At 42.4% G+C, this 20917-nt stretch carries 15 protein-coding genes; 12 read left to right on the top strand and 3 right to left on the bottom strand.

Going from position 1 to position 20917, the window contains the following annotated elements; all coding sequences use genetic code 11:
• Positions 1-293: 293 nt before the first annotated feature.
• The 6 genes from AC2FA3_RS05540 to AC2FA3_RS05515 all read left to right on the top strand — a co-directional run bounded on the left by AC2FA3_RS05540 (position 294) and on the right by AC2FA3_RS05515 (position 7213).
• Positions 294-1391, top strand: a complete 1098-nt coding sequence (locus AC2FA3_RS05540; protein ID WP_490508686.1) for a LysM peptidoglycan-binding domain-containing protein — start codon at positions 294-296, stop codon at positions 1389-1391.
• A 61-nt stretch (positions 1392-1452) separates the two neighbouring features.
• A complete protein-coding gene (gene dprA, locus AC2FA3_RS05535; protein WP_490508685.1) occupies positions 1453-2721 on the top strand; it encodes a DNA-processing protein DprA in 1269 nt (422 codons plus the stop codon).
• A 104-nt stretch (positions 2722-2825) separates the two neighbouring features.
• Complete coding sequence (locus tag AC2FA3_RS05530) at positions 2826-3521, top strand: L-threonylcarbamoyladenylate synthase (protein ID WP_490508684.1); 696 nt, start codon at positions 2826-2828, stop codon at positions 3519-3521.
• A gap of 231 nt (positions 3522-3752) precedes the next feature.
• Positions 3753-4718, top strand: a complete 966-nt coding sequence (locus tag AC2FA3_RS05525) for a TIGR01777 family oxidoreductase (protein WP_490508683.1) — start codon at positions 3753-3755, stop codon at positions 4716-4718.
• 170 nt (positions 4719-4888) lie between these two features.
• Positions 4889-5962 (top strand): metallophosphoesterase, encoded by a 1074-nt coding sequence (locus AC2FA3_RS05520; RefSeq protein ID WP_490508682.1) that lies wholly within the window; start codon positions 4889-4891, stop codon positions 5960-5962.
• A gap of 114 nt (positions 5963-6076) precedes the next feature.
• Positions 6077-7213, top strand: a complete 1137-nt coding sequence (locus tag AC2FA3_RS05515) for a metallophosphoesterase (protein WP_490508681.1) — start codon at positions 6077-6079, stop codon at positions 7211-7213.
• Between the two features lie 126 nt (positions 7214-7339).
• Here the strand turns inward: AC2FA3_RS05515 and AC2FA3_RS05510 are convergent, their stop codons facing one another.
• Positions 7340-8806, bottom strand: coding sequence for an alpha/beta hydrolase (locus tag AC2FA3_RS05510; RefSeq protein ID WP_490508680.1), 1467 nt, complete (start codon positions 8804-8806; stop codon positions 7340-7342).
• Positions 8807-9309: 503 nt separating this feature from the next.
• On the opposite strand from AC2FA3_RS05510, the gene grpE reads away from it, so the two are divergent.
• From grpE to AC2FA3_RS05480, 6 genes are all read left to right on the top strand, one after another.
• Positions 9310-9909 (top strand): nucleotide exchange factor GrpE, encoded by a 600-nt coding sequence (gene grpE / locus AC2FA3_RS05505; RefSeq protein ID WP_490508679.1) that lies wholly within the window; start codon positions 9310-9312, stop codon positions 9907-9909.
• A 253-nt stretch (positions 9910-10162) separates the two neighbouring features.
• A complete protein-coding gene (dnaK, locus tag AC2FA3_RS05500) occupies positions 10163-12106 on the top strand; it encodes a molecular chaperone DnaK (protein ID WP_490508678.1) in 1944 nt (647 codons plus the stop codon).
• Positions 12107-12444: 338 nt separating this feature from the next.
• Positions 12445-12975, top strand: coding sequence for a porin family protein (locus AC2FA3_RS05495; RefSeq protein ID WP_490508677.1), 531 nt, complete (start codon positions 12445-12447; stop codon positions 12973-12975).
• A gap of 199 nt (positions 12976-13174) precedes the next feature.
• Positions 13175-13654 carry an NfeD family protein gene (locus tag AC2FA3_RS05490; protein ID WP_201545037.1) on the top strand — a complete coding sequence of 160 codons (480 nt, stop codon included), beginning with the start codon at positions 13175-13177 and terminating at the stop codon, positions 13652-13654.
• Positions 13655-13669: 15 nt separating this feature from the next.
• Positions 13670-14530: an SPFH domain-containing protein gene (locus AC2FA3_RS05485; protein ID WP_490508676.1), complete on the top strand. Its 861-nt coding sequence runs from the start codon at positions 13670-13672 to the stop codon at positions 14528-14530.
• A 179-nt stretch (positions 14531-14709) separates the two neighbouring features.
• Positions 14710-16086, top strand: coding sequence for an esterase-like activity of phytase family protein (locus AC2FA3_RS05480; protein ID WP_490508675.1), 1377 nt, complete (start codon positions 14710-14712; stop codon positions 16084-16086).
• Positions 16087-16203: 117 nt separating this feature from the next.
• Here the strand turns inward: AC2FA3_RS05480 and hemN are convergent, their stop codons facing one another.
• Positions 16204-17748: an oxygen-independent coproporphyrinogen III oxidase gene (gene hemN / locus AC2FA3_RS05475; protein WP_490508674.1), complete on the bottom strand. Its 1545-nt coding sequence runs from the start codon at positions 17746-17748 to the stop codon at positions 16204-16206.
• Between the two features lie 551 nt (positions 17749-18299).
• On the bottom strand, positions 18300-20789 hold the full coding sequence (locus tag AC2FA3_RS05470; RefSeq protein ID WP_490508673.1) for a penicillin acylase family protein: 2490 nt from the start codon (positions 20787-20789) through the stop codon (positions 18300-18302).
• Positions 20790-20917 lie beyond the last annotated feature (128 nt).

The following is a 20917-nucleotide window of genomic DNA, read 5'->3' as shown; positions in this document are numbered from 1 at the left end:
TATTGTAATAAAGTGTTTATGATTGTGTTATGGTAGATATAATTGTAATATTAGAAACAGCGTCGGCGAGTCATCATTATGCTCGGCGCTTTTTTAGCAATCAAACCCGTCAATCATATCAGTCGACAACACTGAACAGCTGCTCTAGAAGCTTTATTATGGTGATACTTAAGCCTTTTATGTTTTTATTTTCTAATCATTATTTAATAATTAGAATTAGATTTTAAACCTAAGTAATAGACTTAAGTAGACCAGATTCGACGCTAATAGCGCTACATATTGTGGATATAACAATGAAGATGAGCTTAAAAAATATAGCAAAAGCACTATTGGTGACGACATTTAGTGGTGCAATGTTGATGACCACTGCCCATGCTAATAATCCACCGCCGACCATTAAAGCGGACGCACCCAATCGCTATATCGTCAAAAAAGGCGATACCTTATGGGATATCTCAGGTCGTTATTTAGACAGTCCATGGCGCTGGAAAGAGATTTGGGCGACCAATAAGCAAATCAAAAATCCTAACCTTATTTATCCTAATGACATTCTTATTTTATGTGTGATTCAAGGTAAGACTTTAATTGGCGTTGATACAGGCGAGGGCTGTGCGGGCGTTGAGAAGCAGTTGACGGGCAATGTAGTGTCTAGCACAGTTTCAGTCACTTCGACCGCTAATAGTATCCCGCCTATTCCATGGTCTGCGATTCAGCATTGGCTCGATAAGACCATCATTGTTAATCCAGCAGATTTTAATACCACGCCATATATCTTAGCCTCGAAAAAAGGCAATTTGATTACAGCAAGTGGCGATAAAGTCTATGCCAAAGGCGTACCACTTATCGTTGGCCAGCGCTATGGTGTTTACCGTGAAGGCGAGAAATATGTTGACCCTAAAACACAAAATATCATTGGTCTAGAAGTCACCCAAGTTGCTACTGGTTTGGTCACCTCTACGGAAAACAATGGTGTCACGAGCTTGCAGCTTATTGACAGTTATGGCAAAGAAGTCCGCGAAGGCGACCGCGTTTTTGTAGAATTAAACAATTCTATCCCACCAGTATTTTATCCAGCGCCTGCTGTCGTCAACCGTGGCGGTATGATTGTCCGCGTCATGGATTCTATCAGTTCAGCCGCTAAAGGTAGTGTGGTTGCTATTAATTTAGGTAGCACACATGGCGCTAAACCTGGTGATGTATTGACCGTTTATCAAAAAGGCGCAGTCATACGCGATATCAAAGACAATGACACCCCTGTACGTTTGCCAAGCGAGCCAACTGGTATGGTGATGGTGTTTAATACCTTTGATAATATCAGCTATGCTTATGTGCTTGATTCTGAGCTACCACTTAACGTCGGTGATCAGTTATTACCACCGCCGTACCTATAATGAGTGCAATGCTTATTTTTGAGAGGCACACTCTAATTTAGACTAGATGAGCTAGATGATTATGACCGCAGTCACTTCTCTTTTATTCGCTGAGCAGCGCGCAGTATTAGCGCTGTGGACTGAAGTGAATGCGTCATTATCGGCTTATCATAAGCTTATCACCTTTTTTGGTAATGCAGAGCTTGCTTGGGGTGCGAAAGTAGAGGAATGGCGACAGCTTGGTATTCATAGTACGCATATCAAACGTCATGAAAATCCAGAGCAAACGCAAGCCACTATAGATAATATCCAACAGTCATTACTAGATAACAAATACGGTCTGCTATTTGCAAATCAGCCCGACTATCCTGCACAACTCTCGCAAATCTATGACCCACCACCCTTATTATTTTATCGCGGCGATAAAGCGCGTTTGCAGCAAGCGCAAATCGCCATCGTTGGTAGCCGTAAACCTACTGCCCACGCGCAAAAAATCACCTTTGATATGGCGCAATATTTAGCGCAAGCCGGTTATATTATCACTAGCGGCCTTGCTATGGGCGTCGATAAGCGCGCACACCTAGGTGCTTTGACCCAAGTTGATGCGGAGTATCAAGGTCGCACAGTCGGCGTGATGGGTACAGGCATTGATGTCAATTATCCCAATCATCATGATAAATTATTTAGTCAAATTATCGATCAAGGTGGCTGTATTATTAGCGAGCTGTTACCGCATACACTGCCACATAAGCATACCTTTCCGCGCCGTAATCGCCTAGTTGCAGGACTTAGCCTCGCGACGATTGTCACCGAAGCAACTATTCAAAGTGGCTCGCTTATTACTGCGCGCTTAACCTCTGAGCAAGGTAAGCAAGTGTTTGCGATTCCCAGTCATATCGATAATAGCAATGCCGAAGGCTGTCATCACTTGATACGTGAGGGCGCAACTTTGATTTATCATCCGCAGCAAGTCCTGGAAGATATCAACAGTCAATTGGGCTATCAAAACCATAGCTACAAGTCATCGGACAATACAGAAGCTAGTAGTACTCAAGAAAACAGTACTCAAGAAAATCTTAGCCAAATCTCTCATACTCTAAATACAGACAGAAATTCTACTCCTACTATTGGTCAGTCGCCGCAGTCTAATATTAAATCTTCTTCCAATGGTATCGTTATCCCTGAGCATTTAGCGCAGGTTTATGAGCAGCTTGACTGGCATGGGCAAGATTTGGATGCATTATTAGGCACTACTAATAACCTGACGCCACCGCAACTGATTGGGCAGCTTATGGAGCTTGAGTTGTTAGGGGTTATTAGTGTGCAAGGTGGGCGTTATTTACGCGTGTAACTTTTTTTAAGCTTAACGCGATTTTGAGAAATCTTTAAACATACTATTTTGCTTATCATTAAAGTTGTATTATATCCTCTCACCTTTTTCTATCCCCTTCAGCTATGTCTATATCTAAACCACTCATTACCGATTCTGTCATTGAAGCTGCGCGTTGGCTTCAAGAGGGACAGCTGCTTGCTTATCCAACGGAAAGCGTCTGGGGTATCGGCTGTGATCCCTTTAATCAACAAGCGGTACAGCAGCTTTTGACAATAAAGCAACGCCCGCTAGAGAAGGGCATGATAGTGGTCACTGATAGCGCCAGCCGACTAACGGCATTGTTAGACTATCTAAGTGATGAGCAATGCCAGTTAGTATTAGACAGCTGGCATAAAGACTCTAATGCTAATGCTAGCACTAAGCAGGCGCATACTTGGTTGTTGCCTTTAGCGCCAAACTTGCCTGTTGCTATTCCTGCATGGATAACCGGCGCTCATAATAGTGTGGCGGTGCGAGTTATCGACCATCCTTTGGTACAGCAGTTGTGTCAACAAGTGGTTTCTGTCCGCAACCCTTATGGTTTTGTCGTCTCGACCAGCTGTAACCCCTCTGGTCAGCCGCCTGCTTTGTCATTAGCAGAAGCGCAGGCTTATTTTCTAAGCGCTGATAATAGTATCAATCCTAATCAAAAAATCGATTTCAAACCCTCAGCTAATATGAGTAGAAACGAACAAGTCGGCTATTTAAAAGGCGAGACGCTTGGCTATCTATTGCCTAGCCAAATCAGCGACGCCTTAACAGGTCACGTGATTCGTTAGTAGCCATTCAAAACTTAACGATTTTTTATAATAGTCGCTGACTATTAGTAAGTTATCTTATCCTTTTTACCCATTTATCACTGGCTATTTAAATCGCTGATATCACTAAATCTTTATATTTATACTTATTCCTGCTTTAAGCCTTAGACCTACAATTAACCTCTTGTTTTTGTAGGAGGTTTTTTGTCACACTGAGGAAAAGTTAAGATGAATATATAGGGATAAACAATAATGAATATTCTAATCAGTGGCGGCTCAGGATTTTTAGGTAGCGCGTTTAGTGAAGCACTTATCAAGCGTTATCAAAAGGATCATAAAGAGGTGCAGGTTACATGGCTGACGCGTGATAGTAGCCAAACGCACCCTGTCGATATTAAGATGATGACTTATGATGAGCTAGAAAAATCGAGTCAGAGCTTTGATGTTATTTTGAATCTAGCGGGCGCTGGTATTGCGGATAAGCGTTGGAGTGATGAGCGTAAAGAGCAACTGCTTGCCAGCCGTGTAAAGCCTACTGAGGCGCTACTTGCTTTTATGGCACGTAGTAGCACTAAGCCTAAACTGCTGGTTAGCGGTTCAGCGATTGGTTGGTATGGCGTACAAGGCGATAAGCCTTTAACTGAGAGCAGTGGTTTTAACACGGATTTTTCGCATAAATTATGTGATGATTGGGAACAGTTGGCATTGAAAGCCACCGATTATGGCGTTCCTGTGGCCATCGTACGTACTGGTGTCGTTATCCATCCTGAAGGCGGTATGGTCAGTAAGTTATTAACCCCGTTTAAGATGGGGGTTGGCGGTCAATTGGCTAATGGCAAGCAAATCATGAGTTGGATTAGTCGTGAGGATTGGGTAAGGGCAGCGATATTTATTATCGAGCAGCATCTTACTGATCAACAGCAAGCTCATTTAAATAATACTGGCAATATTTTGAAATCAGCAAATGGCACACCAGCCGTGATTTATAACCTCACGGCGCCCAATACTGTGACCAATCATAATTTTACCAAGACGCTTGGAGCATGGCTGCATCGTCCGACGTTTTTTACTTTGCCAACATTTTTATTAAAGCTGATGTTTGGTGAGATGTCGACCTTGCTGATTGATGGGCAAAAGGTGTTGCCACAAGCATTGCTCGATGCGGGCTTTGAGTTTAAGCAGCCAACCCTTAAGCAAGCTTTAGAGCAGCAGGTATAAAATTATCCAATGGATTGTTTCACATGAAACAATCCACTCCTTAAAATAAAATATCTTTTGACAATATTCTTTTATAGCCTTTATCAAGTTTCAATAAATAATTATGCTGTCTACAACAGGTAAGAATATTGACGTACTATAAGCCCGTCTTTGGCTGATTCTATTTTATTATGTGGACTTTTATTATACTTACCCAGCTGCTCGCGATGGCGAGTAGCGTGATATTGTACTGGTTTATCAAACCAAAACGGCGCTTGGTCAAATTCGGCTTAGTCTTAAGCGTTTTTATTATTAATAATGCTTTTCTGCTCTACGGATTGAGTGAGTTTTGGCACGAGCGTTTTCATGTCTATTTAGTTATCAGCATTTTGCAAGGTTTTATGTTCTATGCAGTTTTAATAGCCGCTGTCATTACCTTGATTTATGTTTATATCCTTAAGCAAAAATATCATCCGATGCTCATTAGAGCCGTTACTGCTGTGGTTTATGTTGGTATTGTGGGTGTAGCAGTATTTAATGCCTATTCACCTGTTGTGCATCGACTGCAAGTAACGACAGATAAACCGCTTAAGCAACCGCTGCAAATTGCTTTGGTATCTGACACGCATTTAGGCAGATGGTTTGGCAATCGGCAGATAGATAAGATGGTCAAGTTAATTGATGCCCAAAGTCCAGATGTAGTGGTGATTGCAGGCGATGTCATGAATGACTCCACTGATGCTTATGACGATACCAATATGCATGAGCATTTATCAAAATTAACAGCGCCGCTAGGTGTTTATGCCACTTTGGGCAATCATGATTATTCTGGTAATGAAGTCGCCATTGCCAAAGCCGTTGAACGAGCCGGTATTCAGGTGATTGATAATAAAAGCGTTTGGTTGGATGATTCGGTGTTATTAATCGGTCGTTCAGATGAGACAGATCCTGCACGGCCTGCCGCGACAGATTTACTTACTGAAGTGAAGGCTGATAAACCGGTGATATTTTTAGAGCACAGCCCGGCTGACTTAGCACAAATAAAAGGCTTACACATTGACTTACATCTATCAGGTCATACGCACGGCGGGCAGATATTTCCTTTAACAATATTGCTAAAATGGTTTACGCCACTGGTTTATAGTGCCAAAAATATTGAAGGTACGCAGTTTTTGGTGACTTCAGGTTATGGTATTGGTGCGGTGCCATTTAGATTGGGTACGCGTTCTGAGATATGGATGATTACCTTACAGTCTACAAAATAGGTGACAGAATAAGCGGCACAGTCATTAGAAAAAAAGCTGCCAAGAGAGTGCTAACTATAAGTACAAGCGCTAACTATCACTAATTAACATCACATAGCACTGCTAGGATCGGTTATGCGCTACGCATTTATTATTACCATTATTGTGCTGCTACAACTATTTAGTTTCGGCGCGGCACTGAGTTTAGAGTGGTGGCTACAGCCTTGGAGCAATACTGCATTACACACCGTTCCATGGATAATGGTTTTTGCGATTACCAATAGCCTGTTGCTGCTTACCGTCATAAAGTTATTTGCTAATAGTTATCGCTGGATAAGCGCTTGGATGTTGGTGATGCATTTTATGATGCTGACTGCATTATCTACCAGTCTATTATATGCAGGGCTTTGGCTTTTAAGTGAGTTATCTAGTAGTGCATTTTATGATTCAGAAATCCTCGCTATTGGCTTACGAATTTTTGCGCTGCTATTTTTTATAGGGCTATTTGTTTATAGTTTATATAGCGCTTATGTGCCAGTGGTGCGCGAGCTATCTATTAAGATTAATAAACCACTTAACAATCCGCTGCGCATTGCGGTAGCCAGCGATTTGCATTTGGGGCGCTTATTTGGCAATAAAGCTATTGCGAAATTGCACGCTCTTATTAATCGTCATCAAGCAGATATATTACTGATGCCGGGTGATATTATGGACGACAATACGCAAGCATTCATTGATTATAATATGGCAGAAGATTTAGCAAAACTGGTTACCAGTTTACGGTACGGCATCTATGCGACATTAGGCAATCATGATTTATATGGTCACGAGCAGCCGATTAGTCAGGCTCTACAGGATGCTGGCGTGCAGTTGCTCAACGATGATGTGACTTGCCTGTCGCATCAAGGCCAGCCTATTTGGCTGCTAGGACGTTTTGATAATCATAAACGCCAGCGTGTAGCGACAACCGAGCTGCTAGCTCAAGTTAATACGACTGAGCCAGTCATTCTGTTAGATCACAGACCGAGCGATATTATGGCACATAGCCAGTTACCAATAGACTTACAGGTTTCGGGGCATACCCATAATGGTCAAATTTTTCCGGCCAGTTTTATCGTCAATGTTATTAATCGTTTGGGGTATGGCTATGAAGAAATCGGCACACGGCACTTTGTAGTGTCTTCAGGTTATGGGTTTTGGGGTATACCATTTCGTTTAGGGTCACGTTCTGAGATTTGGCTGATTACTTTGAACGGTAAAGCTAACTCATAATAGTCAGCTTGATAGCAATCAGCCCATTCATAATTGATGTTTTTCTATTTTCTATCCTGTTCAACTGCCCACCAAATTTAACTTTGAACCATGTTTAGCAATCACTCATGGCTATTATTTAGTTAATTATGCCGCTAATAATGATTGTGTGCTGATGACCTCACGTACAAAGCTGGCAAAATCATCGATAATATAATGAACCTCTTCTCCAAGCCCTTGATGCACGCTCATAAAGTGGATAAAACCATGTGGCGCGCCATAGACTGTATAAGTTTGAACAGCGATACCATAGCTCTTTAACTGCTTAGCATAGGCAAAAGCTTCATCACGCAAGACGTCTAATTCCGCCGCAACGACATAGGTAGGGCAGACTTGGCTATTGTCACCGAGCATAGGTGAAGTCAGGATATGCTGACGCGGTAGCGGACTGTTTTCCAAATACGCAGCATCGAATACTGCCACATCGGCGTGGTCTAATAACAACCCTTCGCCATATAATTCCCAACTTGGATAGTCATTTTCGACATCTGTCACAGGGTATAAAGGCATTTGCGCCATGGGATTTGGCAGGCGCTGCAATAGCTCAAAAGTTTTTTGACCATCAGCACCCAAATCATGCCAAGCTTCTGCAGTCGGGCTGATGACTTGCTGGGCAACCATGGTCGATAATCCGCCCCCCGCACTATCACCTGCTAATACGATACGTGAAGGCAAGGCGCCAAGCGTTTGGCAGTTTTCAGCCAACCATCCATAAGCGGCAATACAATCTCTTAAAGCTGTCGGTGCAGGAAATTCAGGTGCCAAACGATAATCAACACTGACGACCGGCCAGCCTGTTTGCTCACAGACGGCATGGCAAAATTCATGATGAGTGTCGACATCACCGATACAAAATCCACCGCCATGAAAAAACAACATCACGGTTTGGTCAGGATTGCGTTTGGCTTTCTTTTTAAAACTAAAACTCGAGGCGTTTAATTGCTTTTGGTAGCAACGAATAGTCATATCGCCATCATCGGCATTAGCAATGGTTTTGTCTTGCCAATTGACAGAATTTATATCTTTTGTAGCAAAGGGTTTTATACTGCTAAATAGAGTAGAGCTCGCTTGTTGCCATGCCTTTGGCGCTTGCATCGCAACGGCGTCAGCGGCAAAGCGTTTACGCAGCTCGACCATTTCTGCAAGTTGTAAAGGGGTTTTCAGCTTGCTATTGACCGCAAGTATTAAGCGCAGATGCGCATCAACATGCTCATATTGCTTAGCGGTCGGTCCATTTAAATAACTGACTAGGCTTTCTAATACTGCCTCTGGTAAGCAACCGATACCTTTCATCGCATAATGCAATAGATGCGGCTGATACGTCGTCATTAGGTTGTGATGAAGGATTTTGTCTCTAATAGGTAATGGCTTAGTTTCAGCACTGGCTGCAGTTTCCGTTTGTAAATTACTTAATCCATTACGGTTTGACGCGTTATTTGATACGTCATCAAATGCGCTTGCAGGCTTTTCTTGGCCCACAACAGTAGGTAAGTTCAGTGTTCTCACTGCTTTATTAAGTAAGGTGTTGACTGATAATGTATTTGAATAAGGCATAACACCTCCTATAAACGCTAAATAATATTTATAGTAATCATAAAATATGCAGAAATAAAGTTGAGTGTTATTTGGTAATAGTTTGAACGTTAATAGTAAGTTATTTGGAATAACTGCCACTTTTTTGTAGGTTTTGTTAGTTAAATTAACCACTTATTGACAACCTGCGTAAATTTAATAATGCTATTTTGAGAAATGTAGCCTGCTGTTATTCTGATATTCATCAATATCAAGAAAAATTCCTCAGTTTAGGCTTGAAATTTGCCCCCATCACCTTTATCAAGCAGCTATAAGAGTATGTTAAGAAACGATTGATAAAAATCCGTGATTTATAAAAAAGTGAGTGATAACGGCTAGATCATTTATAAAGGCCGATAAACTGATTAAGTCAGCAATGGAGAAAAACAGTTTGGCTAGCCATTAGCCGATTTGCTATGTTTTTCAATCCATCGTTATTAAGTTAACAATCCCATTAATAATTATATCCCTATTAAGGAGCTATCATGAGCGAGCAGAATAATAACCACGAATCGATTGACCAAAATGTCTCACATGACAATGTTCAACATACTGACAGTATTTTAGAAGAAACCATGCAAGAGTTTGATCCACAACACAACTCAGGTGCAGAGAGCACTATCCCAAGCGATATTGATTTAGGTACTTTTAAAGCTCGTATTGCTGAGCTAGAAGATGAAGTCAAGCAAGCCAAAGAAGGCACCGCTCGCGCCAACGCTGAAGCTTACAACGCACAAAAACGTATGGAACAAGAAGCGGATAAAAGCAAAAGATTTGCCCTGCAGAAATTTGCCAAAGAGCTGTTAGAAGTGGTCGATAATTTAGAACGCGCCATCGAAAATGCCCATGCAGATGACCCTGTCACTGAAGGGGTAAGATTGACTCATAAAGCATTGTTAGATGTATTGAATAAAAATGGCATCGATATGGTTGACCCACAAGGCGAGAAGTTCAACGCCGACTTGCATGAAGCGGTAGGGATTGACCCTGAAGCCGAAGCCGATATCGTCGGTACAGTTCTACAAAAAGGTTATAGTTTAAATGGTCGTTTGTTGCGCCCAGCGATGGTGCGCGTCGGACAGTAAGATGCAAAAGCTTGAGATTTTAGGTGTTAGTATTGAACAATAAGTTTATAACAGTGTAAAACCCTATTATTAATGGGGCTTTACACAAAAAATCACATAAAAGACAATATTTACCGCCTAATTGACTTGAAAAAATGAAGTCTCAAACCGATATAAAACAACAAGTGACCGATTAGATGTTGATAGTTATTCATAATCTAAGGTCTGATGATATAGAAGTTTTTATTTAAAAATAAATTAGGAGCAATTCATTATGGGTAAAGTAATTGGTATTGATTTAGGTACAACTAACTCATGTGTGGCAGTGATGGAAGGTGATAAAGTTAAAATCATCGAAAACGCTGAAGGTACGCGTACCACACCATCGATTGTCGCTTATAAAGATGACGAGATACTTGTTGGTCAGTCAGCGAAGCGTCAAGCGGTCACCAACCCAAATAATACGCTATTTGCTATTAAGCGTCTTATTGGTCGTCGCTTTGATGACAAAGTCGTACAAAAAGACATCGGCATGGTGCCTTATAAAATCGCCAAAGCTGATAACGGTGATGCATGGGTAGAAATCAACGGTAAGAAATTAGCGCCACCACAGGTTTCTGCTGAAATCTTGAAAAAGATGAAAAAAACAGCTGAAGACTATCTTGGTGAAGCGGTGACTGAAGCAGTCGTAACCGTACCTGCTTACTTTAACGATTCACAGCGCCAAGCAACCAAAGATGCCGGTAAAATTGCGGGCCTTGATGTAAAACGTATTATCAACGAGCCAACGGCTGCAGCACTTGCTTATGGCATGGACAAAAAGCAAGGCGATAGTACTGTTGCTGTATATGACTTAGGTGGTGGTACGTTTGACGTATCAATCATCGAAATCGCTGACGTCGATGGCGAGCAGCAGTTTGAGGTACTAGCGACCAATGGTGATACATTCCTTGGTGGTGAAGACTTTGACTCAGCGTTGATTGACTTTCTAGTCAGCGAATTCAAGAAAGACCAAGACGTTAACCTAAAAGGTGACTCTCTTGCGATGCAGCGTCTAAAAGAAGCGGCAGAGAAAGCAAAAATTGAGCTATCAAGTGCCCAAAGTACTGAAGTAAACTTGCCGTATATCACTGCTGATAGCAGTGGTCCTAAGCATTTGGTAGTGACTATTAGCCGCTCAAAACTTGAAAGCTTAACCGAAGAGTTAGTACAACGTACCATGGGTCCTTGTAAGATTGCCCTTGAAGATGCTGGTCTAAAAATCGGCGATATCGATGACGTCATCTTAGTTGGTGGTCAGACTCGTATGCCATTGGTACAGCAAAAAGTACAAGAGTTCTTTGGTCAAGAGCCACGTAAAGATGTCAACCCTGATGAAGCGGTTGCCGCTGGTGCTGCGATTCAAGGTGCGGTATTGTCTGGTGACAAAACCGACGTGCTATTGCTTGATGTGACGCCATTGACGCTAGGTATCGAAACAATGGGTGGTGTTATGACGCCCGTTATTGAGAAAAACACCATGATTCCTACCAAGAAATCACAGGTATTCTCAACGGCAGAAGACAACCAGCCAGCCGTAACGATTCAGGTTTATCAAGGTGAGCGTAAAATCGCTAACCAAAATAAACAGCTTGGTCGTTTTGATTTGACGGATATTCCACCAGCACCACGTGGTCTACCACAAATCGAAGTTACCTTTGATATCAACGCTGACGGTATCATGAATATCTCAGCGACTGACAAAGGTACGGGCAAAGCACAAAGTATCCAGATTAAAGCGGATTCCGGTTTGTCGGATGAAGAAGTTGAACAAATGGTACGTGATGCTGAGGCCAATGCGGCTGAAGATGAAAAGTTTGCTAACCTTGCGCAAGTGCGTAACGAAGCAGATGGTCGTATCCATGCCGTACAAAAAGCGTTAAAAGAAGCCGCAGATAAAGTATCTGACGATGAAAAATCATCAGTAGAGACGGCTATCTCTGAACTTGAAGCAGTTGCTAAAGAAGACGACCACGACGAAATCAAAGCCAAGCTTGAAGCATTAGACAATGCCTTCTTGCCAGTTAGCCAGAAGATTTATGCTGATGCAGGCGCTAGCGCTGAAGGTATGGATCCAAACCAGTTCCAACAAGGTGCGGATAATGCAGGCGAAAGTAATCAAGCAGACGACGATGTGGTTGATGCTGAGTTCACTGAAGTTGACGAAGATAAAAAGTAATATGATTGCTTAAATCAACGTTTATTTGATAGTTGATTATATAATAAAGAACGCATCTTTCGAGGTGCGTTCTTTTATTTTATAAAGTCTGTTAAAGCTAATGAGTAGGAAGTATTACTCAAAACCGATGGTTGTAACAAAAGATTTCATATAGCGCCCTTTGTAACCCGAAGGCTGACAAACACTTGCAAAAGTTAACTTTCTTACCATTAAACACTGACAGAGTTTTTGACATAGTTTGTTACTATGTATACATCGTTAGCAAACAAGGCGATATGGCGAAAAGCCCACATAAATAAATAACTTGTTTGTACCAATTAATTTTTAAGGAGCTACACATGAAAACTCTACAAAAAACACTACTTGCACTAGCAGCTGGTTCTTTACTAAGCATGGGTGCACAAGCAGCCGTATCTTATGGTAACGGCTATACTGGACAACCATACGTCGGCGTAAAAGTTGGTCAGTTTGACTTAGACGTAGACGGTGCTGATAAGCCAACTGCTTATGGCGTATACGGTGGTTACAACTTTGATCCTAACTTCGGTATCGAAGCTGAATACGTAGGCTCAGACGACGCTGATTTTGGAAGATCTGGTGATGTGAGTGCTAAGACTTATGGTGCTTACGGTACATACCGTTATGCTTTCCCAAATACTGGTCTATATGCTAAGGGTAAGTTAGGTGTTGCAAAGACCGAAGTTGATATCAGTGTTCCTGGCTTCTCAGATTCTGAAAGTGATACTAGTCTAGCTGGTGGTGTAGGTCTTGGATATTCAGTGAACCCTAACTTCAGCGTTGAAGCTGAGTATGACAAATTAGGTAGTGATGCTGACCTTATGACCGTTGGTGCACAACTTAAATTCTAATTAATTGAAATTTAAGTTCTATAATTAGTAGAAACTTAGTCACTAAAGACTTAGATTCTAATTAAAATAAAAAACGATCACTTCGGTGGTCGTTTTTTTATGCGTATAACTTTTAAGGCGTTGTTTGATAACAAAATGTGCTACATTGAAAGCTAGTTTGGCAAGAATAGGGAATATAACAATAATGGAGATGCTTTGGATGCTTGAACCTTGGCACTGGCTGGTATTAGGCTTTGTATTGCTAATCGTCGAGATGTTTGTGCCGACGTTTGCCAGCCTTTGGTTTGGGGCCGCGGCTATTATCGTTGCCGCTCTCTCATGGTTGATACCTATCTCTGTTTCCGTGCAAATCATTATTTGGTTGATACTTTCAGCTATATTTTTATTGGCATGGTTCAAATTTATCAAGCCTCTGTCTGTCGATCGTACTAAAGCGGGATTGGGCGGTAGTGTTATTATCGGTGAGACCGGTATGATTATCGTTGCTCCGCAACCTGAAAGGGCAGGCATGGTGCGCTTTAGTGTACCGATTGTCGGTGCCGCCGAATGGATGTGCCGTACGCGCGGAGAGCAAGTGGCAGTCGGTGATAGAGTGGTGGTAACAGATATAGTGGGTAATGAGCTGATTGTCAGTACGATGACGTCACAAGCAATGATGAATAAAAACAGTCAAATATAATAATAGGGGTGGAATATGGGAAGTTTTAGTATTGTTATGTTGGTTCTAGTCGTACTGGTCGTACTTACAGTGTTTAAAGGGGTTAGAATTGTTCCACAAGGCTATAAATGGGTTGTGCAGAGACTCGGTAAATATAGCCAAACCCTAGAGCCTGGATTAAACCTTATCATCCCTTATGTCGACAATGTGGCTTACAAAGTCACGACTAAAGATATCGTGCTTGATATTCCCTCGCAAGAAGTTATTACGCGAGACAACGTGGTGATTATCGCCAACGCCGTTGCTTATATTAATATCGTCCGTCCTGATAAAGCGGTTTATGGTATCGAAGATTATGAGTACGGTATTCGAAATTTGGTGCAGACCTCTTTACGTTCAATCATTGGTGAGATGGATTTAGACAGCGCTTTGTCGAGCCGTGATGAAATCAAAACCAAATTGAAATATGCCATCTCAGAGGATATCGCTGATTGGGGTATTACCCTAAAAACAGTAGAAATCCAAGATATTAACCCGTCTCAGACCATGCAAGCATCGATGGAAGAGCAGGCAGCGGCAGAGCGTTTACGCCGTGCCACCGTCACCCGTGCCGATGGTCAAAAGCAAGCCGCTATCTTAGAAGCCGATGGTCGTTTGGAAGCGTCACGCCGTGATGCTGAAGCGCAAGTGGTGTTGGCGAAAGGGTCAGAAGAATCTATTCGTCTGATTACAGCGGCAATGGGCACGGAAGAGATGCCAATCGTCTACTTATTGGGTGAGCAATATATCAAATCGATTCGTCAGTTGGCGGAGTCTGATAACGCGAAAATGGTGGTATTACCCGCTGACATTCTAAGTACAATCAAAGGCATGGTAGGTGATAAGCTTAAAGTTTAACTAAGCATATTTTAAGCGTATTTAAATCTTTTATAAAAATAGTCAGTGAGCGTTTTACGTGCTGGCTATTTTTTAACTTTGATTTGGCCGTAGTCATCTAAGTAGCTTTTTAGCGGGCGATGTTTTTTGTTTAATAATAAAAATATGCCTATGAAAATAAATGAATAAGGAAAATAATAATGACTAAGCAATATATGAATGCTGCCATCATTCCTATGAACGAATTTCCGCAAGGCAGCCCATTACCTTATACCGTGCTTGATGCGACGCATATCAATGCTGCCTATCCTGAGCAAAAATTAGAGATTCGTGGTGGTGGCTACGGTTCAGATGCTGCGGCACATCCAACCAATCCCAATCAATTTTACGTCCTGACCGATCGTGGTCCCAATGCTGACTTTGACGGAATTGCTGGTAAGGGTAAGCAGTTTCTCGTACCAAACTATACGCCATCTATTGGACTGTTTGAATTGCAAGCTGATGGCAAAATTATCAAAGTAAAAGAAATAATTCTAAAAGATAGCAATGGCAATCCTATCTCCGGGTTACCAAACCCAAATGCTTTTGGTGGCACTAATGAAGTACCTTATGATGTTAACGGTCAGCCGATGACGGTTAATCCGGAACTGCCTTTTGATGCAGTGAGCAATCCTATCAAAACCGATATTAATGGTTTGGATCCTGAAGGGTTGGCAGCGCTTAAAGATGGCAGTTTTTGGATCAGTGATGAATATGGTCCGCACCTTGTGCATTATGATGCCAATGGGTTAGAAATTGGGCGTATCAATGCTTTTGCCAGTGATGAGCGTAATAATGTGATGGTTGATGGTAAGACACTTTTGTTACCGACAGAGTTTACCAAACGCCGTGCCAATCGCGGTATGGAAGCGTTAACGATTACGCCCGACCAAAGCACGCTGGTCGGTATCATGGAGTCATCCATGGATAATCCCGATAAGTCAGGGCGTAGCTCTAGTTTAGTACGTATGGTAACGATTAATTTAGTTTCGGGGCAAATAGCGCAGTATTTATATCGATTGGATAATGCACAGCACGTGACTTCTGGTATCGTGGCGCTTAGTGACCATGAGTTTTATTTAATAGAACATGATCGCAAATTTCCGCTACAAGATGAGACGGCACAAAAACTCATTTATAAAGTAGATATCGCGCAAGCAACAGATATTGAAACTATTTTAAATGATGAAAGTGTTAAACAGGACGATACGCTTGGCTTGACCATTAATAGCCAAACACTTGAGCAGTTTATTGCCGCTGACGAAAAAAAATGGCAAATGCTTGAAGATATAAACATCACGCCCGTTAAAAAAACCTTGGTCGTCGATGTGCTAGCGAGCTTAGATTATCCGCATGATAAGCTTGAAGGGTTGTGGTTACGGCAAGATGGCTCATTGGGTTTACTCAATGATGATGATTTTGCGATGACAGATACGGATATAATCAATCCGAAAAGTAGCGTTGAACATAAATATCTCGATAAGGAAAAAACGATAATAGATGCCAATCGCTTATATCTAGTTATGCCGACAGAGTAAAGCGGACTGATTTACCATAAATTCATTTACTATAAAAAAGTCGTATTGATTGCAAAATATAAAAAAGACCTCGCACGTGAGGTCTTTTTTTTATTAATAATAGTGGTTTAAGAAGTCTTAGATAACTTTAGAAAAGCGATTTTTATGTTTTTTCTCAAGATATTCATCGAACACCATGGCGACATTACGACCCAATAGACGACCTTTTGGCAGGACGCGAATACCAGCAGCATCCATATCAATCAGGCGGTCGTCTTGCATTTGACCCAGTTGCTGAATTTCATCAATAAAGTAGGTAATGGCATCGATACCGAACTTCTGATTGACGTCTCTAAAGTCGATATAGTCGTGACACAATAAATTCATAATCACGTATTCACGCAGACGATCTTTAATCGAGGTCTTAATCACCTTGACCGCTGGCATGATCGCTGGATTATCACGCGCCGCATCGATGTTTTCTTTATATACCTGCAAATCCGTATGATTTTGTAGGATATAGCTGCTATTGGCATTAGAGATTTGACTGATTGACGACACCCCAAAGCCTAATAAATCGCAATCGCCCATGATGGTATAACCCTGAAAATTACGGTGTAACTTGCCTTCGCGCTGGGCGATAGCAAGCTCATCATCAGGTTTAGCAAAATGGTCGATACCGATATATTGATAACCGGCTGCGCTCAAGGTATTGATGGTATTACCGAGCATGGTAAGCTTGGCAGCTGGTGTCGGTAAATCTGCCTCTTTGATTTGGCGTTGAGATTTAAAGCGTTCAGGCAGATGGGCATAATTAAAGACCGATAAGCGGTCGGGTGCCATCTCGATAATGCGGCGTACCGTGGTATCTAAGGTCGTTGGCGTTTGATGCGGTAAACCGTAAATCAGATCGACGTTGGTAGAATGGAAGCCCAATCTACGCGCTTCAGCAAGCACATTCTCAATCAGTTCAGCAGAGTTGATACGATTGACCGCGATTTGTACTTTTTCATCTAAGTCTTGCACGCCCAAACTCACGCGGTTAAAACCCAAGTTGCGCAGTACTGTTAATGTCTCGTCGCCCAACTCACGCGGATCGATTTCAATAGAGTAATCGCCTTGGTCTTCTGGCAAAAATTCAAACTGGGTCTGTAAAAACTTCCAAAGTTGTATCAACTCATTATCTTGTAAAAAGGTTGGCGTACCCCCACCGAAATGCAGCTGTTTGACCAATGGTTTTTTACCGTCGGCTGGTGTTTTTAATAAGCTACGTTTGTGCTTAATTTCTGCCATTAAATATTCTAAATAATCACCGGCGTCGCTGTTCTTTTTGGTAATAATTTTATTACAAGCACAGTAATAGCAAAGATGACGACAAAACGGAATATGGAAATACAGCGATAGCGGTGCATGGGCTTCGCGCTCTTGCAGAATTTTGGTCTCAAGACCTTCTGGCATTGGTGAGAATTCTAAAGCGGTCGGGTAGGAGGTATAGCGCGGCCCCGAGCGATTGTATTTATTAATAATCTCTTCGTCGAATGCGGGTAGCTGCTTACTGGTAATGCTACCACGGGTACTCGCATATGGATTGGGCGTCTCAGCTACAGGGCGTGCTGTTGTAGGCTGCTCGTTGGTAAGCGTAGAAGGGTTTTGGGTGCTATTGATATCGGATGGTTCTGACATGCGAGATTCCTCGGTTTGACGGTATAAATCGCCATTATTTACGCGATGAGCGCATGGCTTTTTTATTCGGATAATTGCTTTACTAAGTGGGATTTTCTAAATACATTTTTGCTAGAAATTAGGTTGCTCTGAGTTGCGTTAAGACAAGCTATATGGCTCATTAAGCAAGCTAAATGGTCCTGTTAAATATCGATGCTAAATATTAACGCTAAGTAGTAACGCTAAATAGGTGATAAGCAGTATAACAAATCATGGGTTATAGTGGCATGGACGGCAAGTTTTCGTATATACCCATAAAGTTGTATTGTTATCTGGAATAAAAAAAGACTTCAGGATTAACCTAAAGTCTTTTTTATTAAACTTAACAATTTGGCTAGGGCGTGTCCCCATTTTAAAAATGGTGATAGAAATGAGATAAATTGCAGCCAAACAAGGAAAATAGCGCAGTTAATATCGGGATATTACCCAGCTATTTGGCGAAGTTTGGCAAAATTTAGCCATTTTTAGCTCATTTAGATGTCCATCGATTGAATTGAGGACATGCCCTAGGATTATTCTCTTAATTTAATTACTTCTCCAACGGCTTGTTTGGAGATTTCGCTACTGCTAAAAGGCACGCGAATCCACTCTTTCTTCGAGTAACGACGAGTCTGATCACGATGGTAAGGGCGCGTAGTATCTCCTGATTGTGAATAGGCAAGCAGCGCCTCTACGACAGGACCTTTAGCATCAAAAGTCACCGCTTGCATGTAAGTTGGCCCATTATTAATAATATAATTACCAGCCTCATTAACTCCTGCACCTCGTGCAACGTTAAAGATACCCTCGCTACCATAACCACCATGCATAGGGATACGCTGATTGTTCTTGCCAGCATCTAGCACATATTGTAGTTCACCCAAGCTTGCATCAAGTGCAATGCCCTTATTTTGGAAATAGGCAATCGCATCGCCTAAGGCTTGACGAGTCTGTGCGGTGATTTTTAGCTCGCGAGGCGTATTGACAGGGTCTGCCTCGTTAAAGGGTACTTTAAACGAATCATTTGTATATTCGGTAAAACCAGCTTTGCCCCAAAACTCTCTAAACACATGCGCGCCTCGGCTATCGATGTTGTTGCGACGATCCCAATTACTCAAGATGCTACAGGCTTGTTTGCCATCGATAGTTCCGCCACCTGTCAGAGGCAACATAGCGTTTGCGTTACAATCTGCTAAAACATCATCGAGAACCAACTCGGCAGCATAGCTACGATTGCCATAAACAACGTCTTGCATATTGGCTAAGGTAAAAGTATTGCCACCCAAGCTATCTGAGTTATCAAGACGGTCTAAAACCTGCTGAAATGCCATACGTGTGCGCAAAGAAAGTGGCACGCCCTCTGGGCTAGTTGCACTAGGGAATGGCGTTAAACGACGACGTAGCAGCGGTGAAAATCCTGTTAATGGCTCATCTAAATTACTCAACCAATAAGTATCGTTTGAGTTAAGCACATAGTCATCACGAATTAAGAAAGGCAGATTTGAGCGCCCAAAAATACCTGCTTGCGGCGAATCAGCATCATTACCCCATTCGCAATCCGCTTTGCTACCGTCTAATGCTGGTAGACCAAAACTTACGATGGCTTGTAAATAAGGCTTGCCAGCAGTACAACTCGTGAGTTTTTGAGCGGTGACATGCGGCACGGTTGAGATATCAGCATAAAGCGCTTTACCATAGCGGTCGGTGGCAATGGTATTAACAAATCCTAGTCCAACCTGATCTTGCATTCTATCAACTAAGTCCTCGACACTGGTGGCTTTATTCATGCTGCGCCACTGGTTCAGTGAGCGGGCATTTTCGGCCGCAGCATCACGGATGGTAAAGGCGATATTGTTCGCGCCCCAAGCTGGCAGTAAGCCATTGACTTGATTGACGGCTATCATAGGACCAAAATGTGAAGAATAAACCGATCTGACCAACGTCTGATTATTTGGTAATTGAATAGTGACGTCATCCTTTTGAATATCACGTTGCTCAACGACACCCTTACTATTGGTATAGTTGTACTTCATTGGATCGCCGTTTACTAGGCTGAGTTGATAAAGTGTGAAGCGTTTGGCGGTAGAAACCGTATGACTCCAAGCAACGTCTTTATTAAAGCCAATATTGGGGAAGGGCTGTCCTTGCTGTCCGGCGCCCATGACATCAAGCTCGCCCGGCATGGTCAAATGGAACTCGTAAAAGCGCTGTAGACCATCCCAAGGCTCATGGGGATTACCATAAAGGATACCGCTCTTGGTGCCCGTGACTTCACTGCCAAAGGCGTAGGCGTTGCTACCACCATCGGTCACATTGATGGTGCTCATATCAAAGTCAAAGCCTGAGGCCAAATCCGCTGCCGATTCTGACGATAAGTCGTTCTCTGGTTCTATAGACATAGAGCGCATTCGAGAGCTGCCCATGATGCCCTTTGCTACAGTCGGCGTCGCAGTGGCGATAGGCGTAACAAAGTTTGATAGACCACCGCGCAAATTAGCCTTACCGTAAAGCGCTAGCAAATCATCGGTCTTAATTTCGCGAACCCATTCAGCACCAGCGCAGTCAGGATCGATATTGTCGACCCCTTTATCACGTAAATAGCGGCTATAACCCGCGGCATAACCTGCTACCGCATCCAAAACCTCAGGCTCTTGCGCGTCTAAAAACTGTTTACGCTTAACGTCTGAGTTGTACCAAGTATAAAAGACATCACTATCAACATCCCCTTTATCACCCAAATAACGCATACTCTGACCTTTCGCTATCACGATTTCGCGTGCCAGTGAGCAGATATTATCTTCGGCAAAGGCATAACCAACGCCGTACCCCAGCCCTTTATAGTCTTTGGCGGTAATGTGCGGTATCCCAAACTCAGTGCGCTGAATATCCGCCTCATAAGTCTTATCACTATCTGTATTGCCATTAAAATTATCATTATCCGAACAGCCAAACAGTCCCAACGAGACTGCCATCGTCAATAGCGTGAGTGTGTGTACACGCCGATTAAGCACGTTGATGCTCATAATCCTACCCATCCATGGTTAATTACGATTATATAAAGCGCTGGCAAAAACCCACCATCAAGCTTTAAGTGTCAATAAATTCCTTTTATTGCCATGCTTTTATGTCTTATATTGCATTTTCATGCGTG

The organism is Janibacter sp. CoH_79_TC_3, assembly GCF_058197955.1.
The sequence above is the reverse complement of the archived record's forward strand: the minus strand, read 5'-3'. Positions and strand labels throughout refer to the sequence as shown.

Excerpts from the sequence above, each read along its gene's own strand:
- AC2FA3_RS05540 (WP_490508686.1), top strand. The coding sequence starts at position 294 with ATGAAGATGAGCTTAAAAAATATAGCAAAAGCACTATTGGTGACGACA.
- dprA (WP_490508685.1), top strand. The coding sequence starts at position 1,453 with ATGACCGCAGTCACTTCTCTTTTATTCGCTGAGCAGCGCGCAGTATTA.
- AC2FA3_RS05530 (WP_490508684.1), top strand. The coding sequence starts at position 2,826 with ATGTCTATATCTAAACCACTCATTACCGATTCTGTCATTGAAGCTGCG.
- AC2FA3_RS05525 (WP_490508683.1), top strand. The coding sequence starts at position 3,753 with ATGAATATTCTAATCAGTGGCGGCTCAGGATTTTTAGGTAGCGCGTTT.
- AC2FA3_RS05520 (WP_490508682.1), top strand. The coding sequence starts at position 4,889 with ATGTGGACTTTTATTATACTTACCCAGCTGCTCGCGATGGCGAGTAGC.
- AC2FA3_RS05515 (WP_490508681.1), top strand. The coding sequence starts at position 6,077 with ATGCGCTACGCATTTATTATTACCATTATTGTGCTGCTACAACTATTT.
- AC2FA3_RS05510 (WP_490508680.1), bottom strand. The coding sequence starts at position 8,806 with ATGCCTTATTCAAATACATTATCAGTCAACACCTTACTTAATAAAGCA.
- grpE (WP_490508679.1), top strand. The coding sequence starts at position 9,310 with ATGAGCGAGCAGAATAATAACCACGAATCGATTGACCAAAATGTCTCA.
- dnaK (WP_490508678.1), top strand. The coding sequence starts at position 10,163 with ATGGGTAAAGTAATTGGTATTGATTTAGGTACAACTAACTCATGTGTG.
- AC2FA3_RS05495 (WP_490508677.1), top strand. The coding sequence starts at position 12,445 with ATGAAAACTCTACAAAAAACACTACTTGCACTAGCAGCTGGTTCTTTA.
- AC2FA3_RS05490 (WP_201545037.1), top strand. The coding sequence starts at position 13,175 with ATGCTTGAACCTTGGCACTGGCTGGTATTAGGCTTTGTATTGCTAATC.
- AC2FA3_RS05485 (WP_490508676.1), top strand. The coding sequence starts at position 13,670 with ATGGGAAGTTTTAGTATTGTTATGTTGGTTCTAGTCGTACTGGTCGTA.
- AC2FA3_RS05480 (WP_490508675.1), top strand. The coding sequence starts at position 14,710 with ATGACTAAGCAATATATGAATGCTGCCATCATTCCTATGAACGAATTT.
- hemN (WP_490508674.1), bottom strand. The coding sequence starts at position 17,748 with ATGTCAGAACCATCCGATATCAATAGCACCCAAAACCCTTCTACGCTT.
- AC2FA3_RS05470 (WP_490508673.1), bottom strand. The coding sequence starts at position 20,789 with ATGAGCATCAACGTGCTTAATCGGCGTGTACACACACTCACGCTATTG.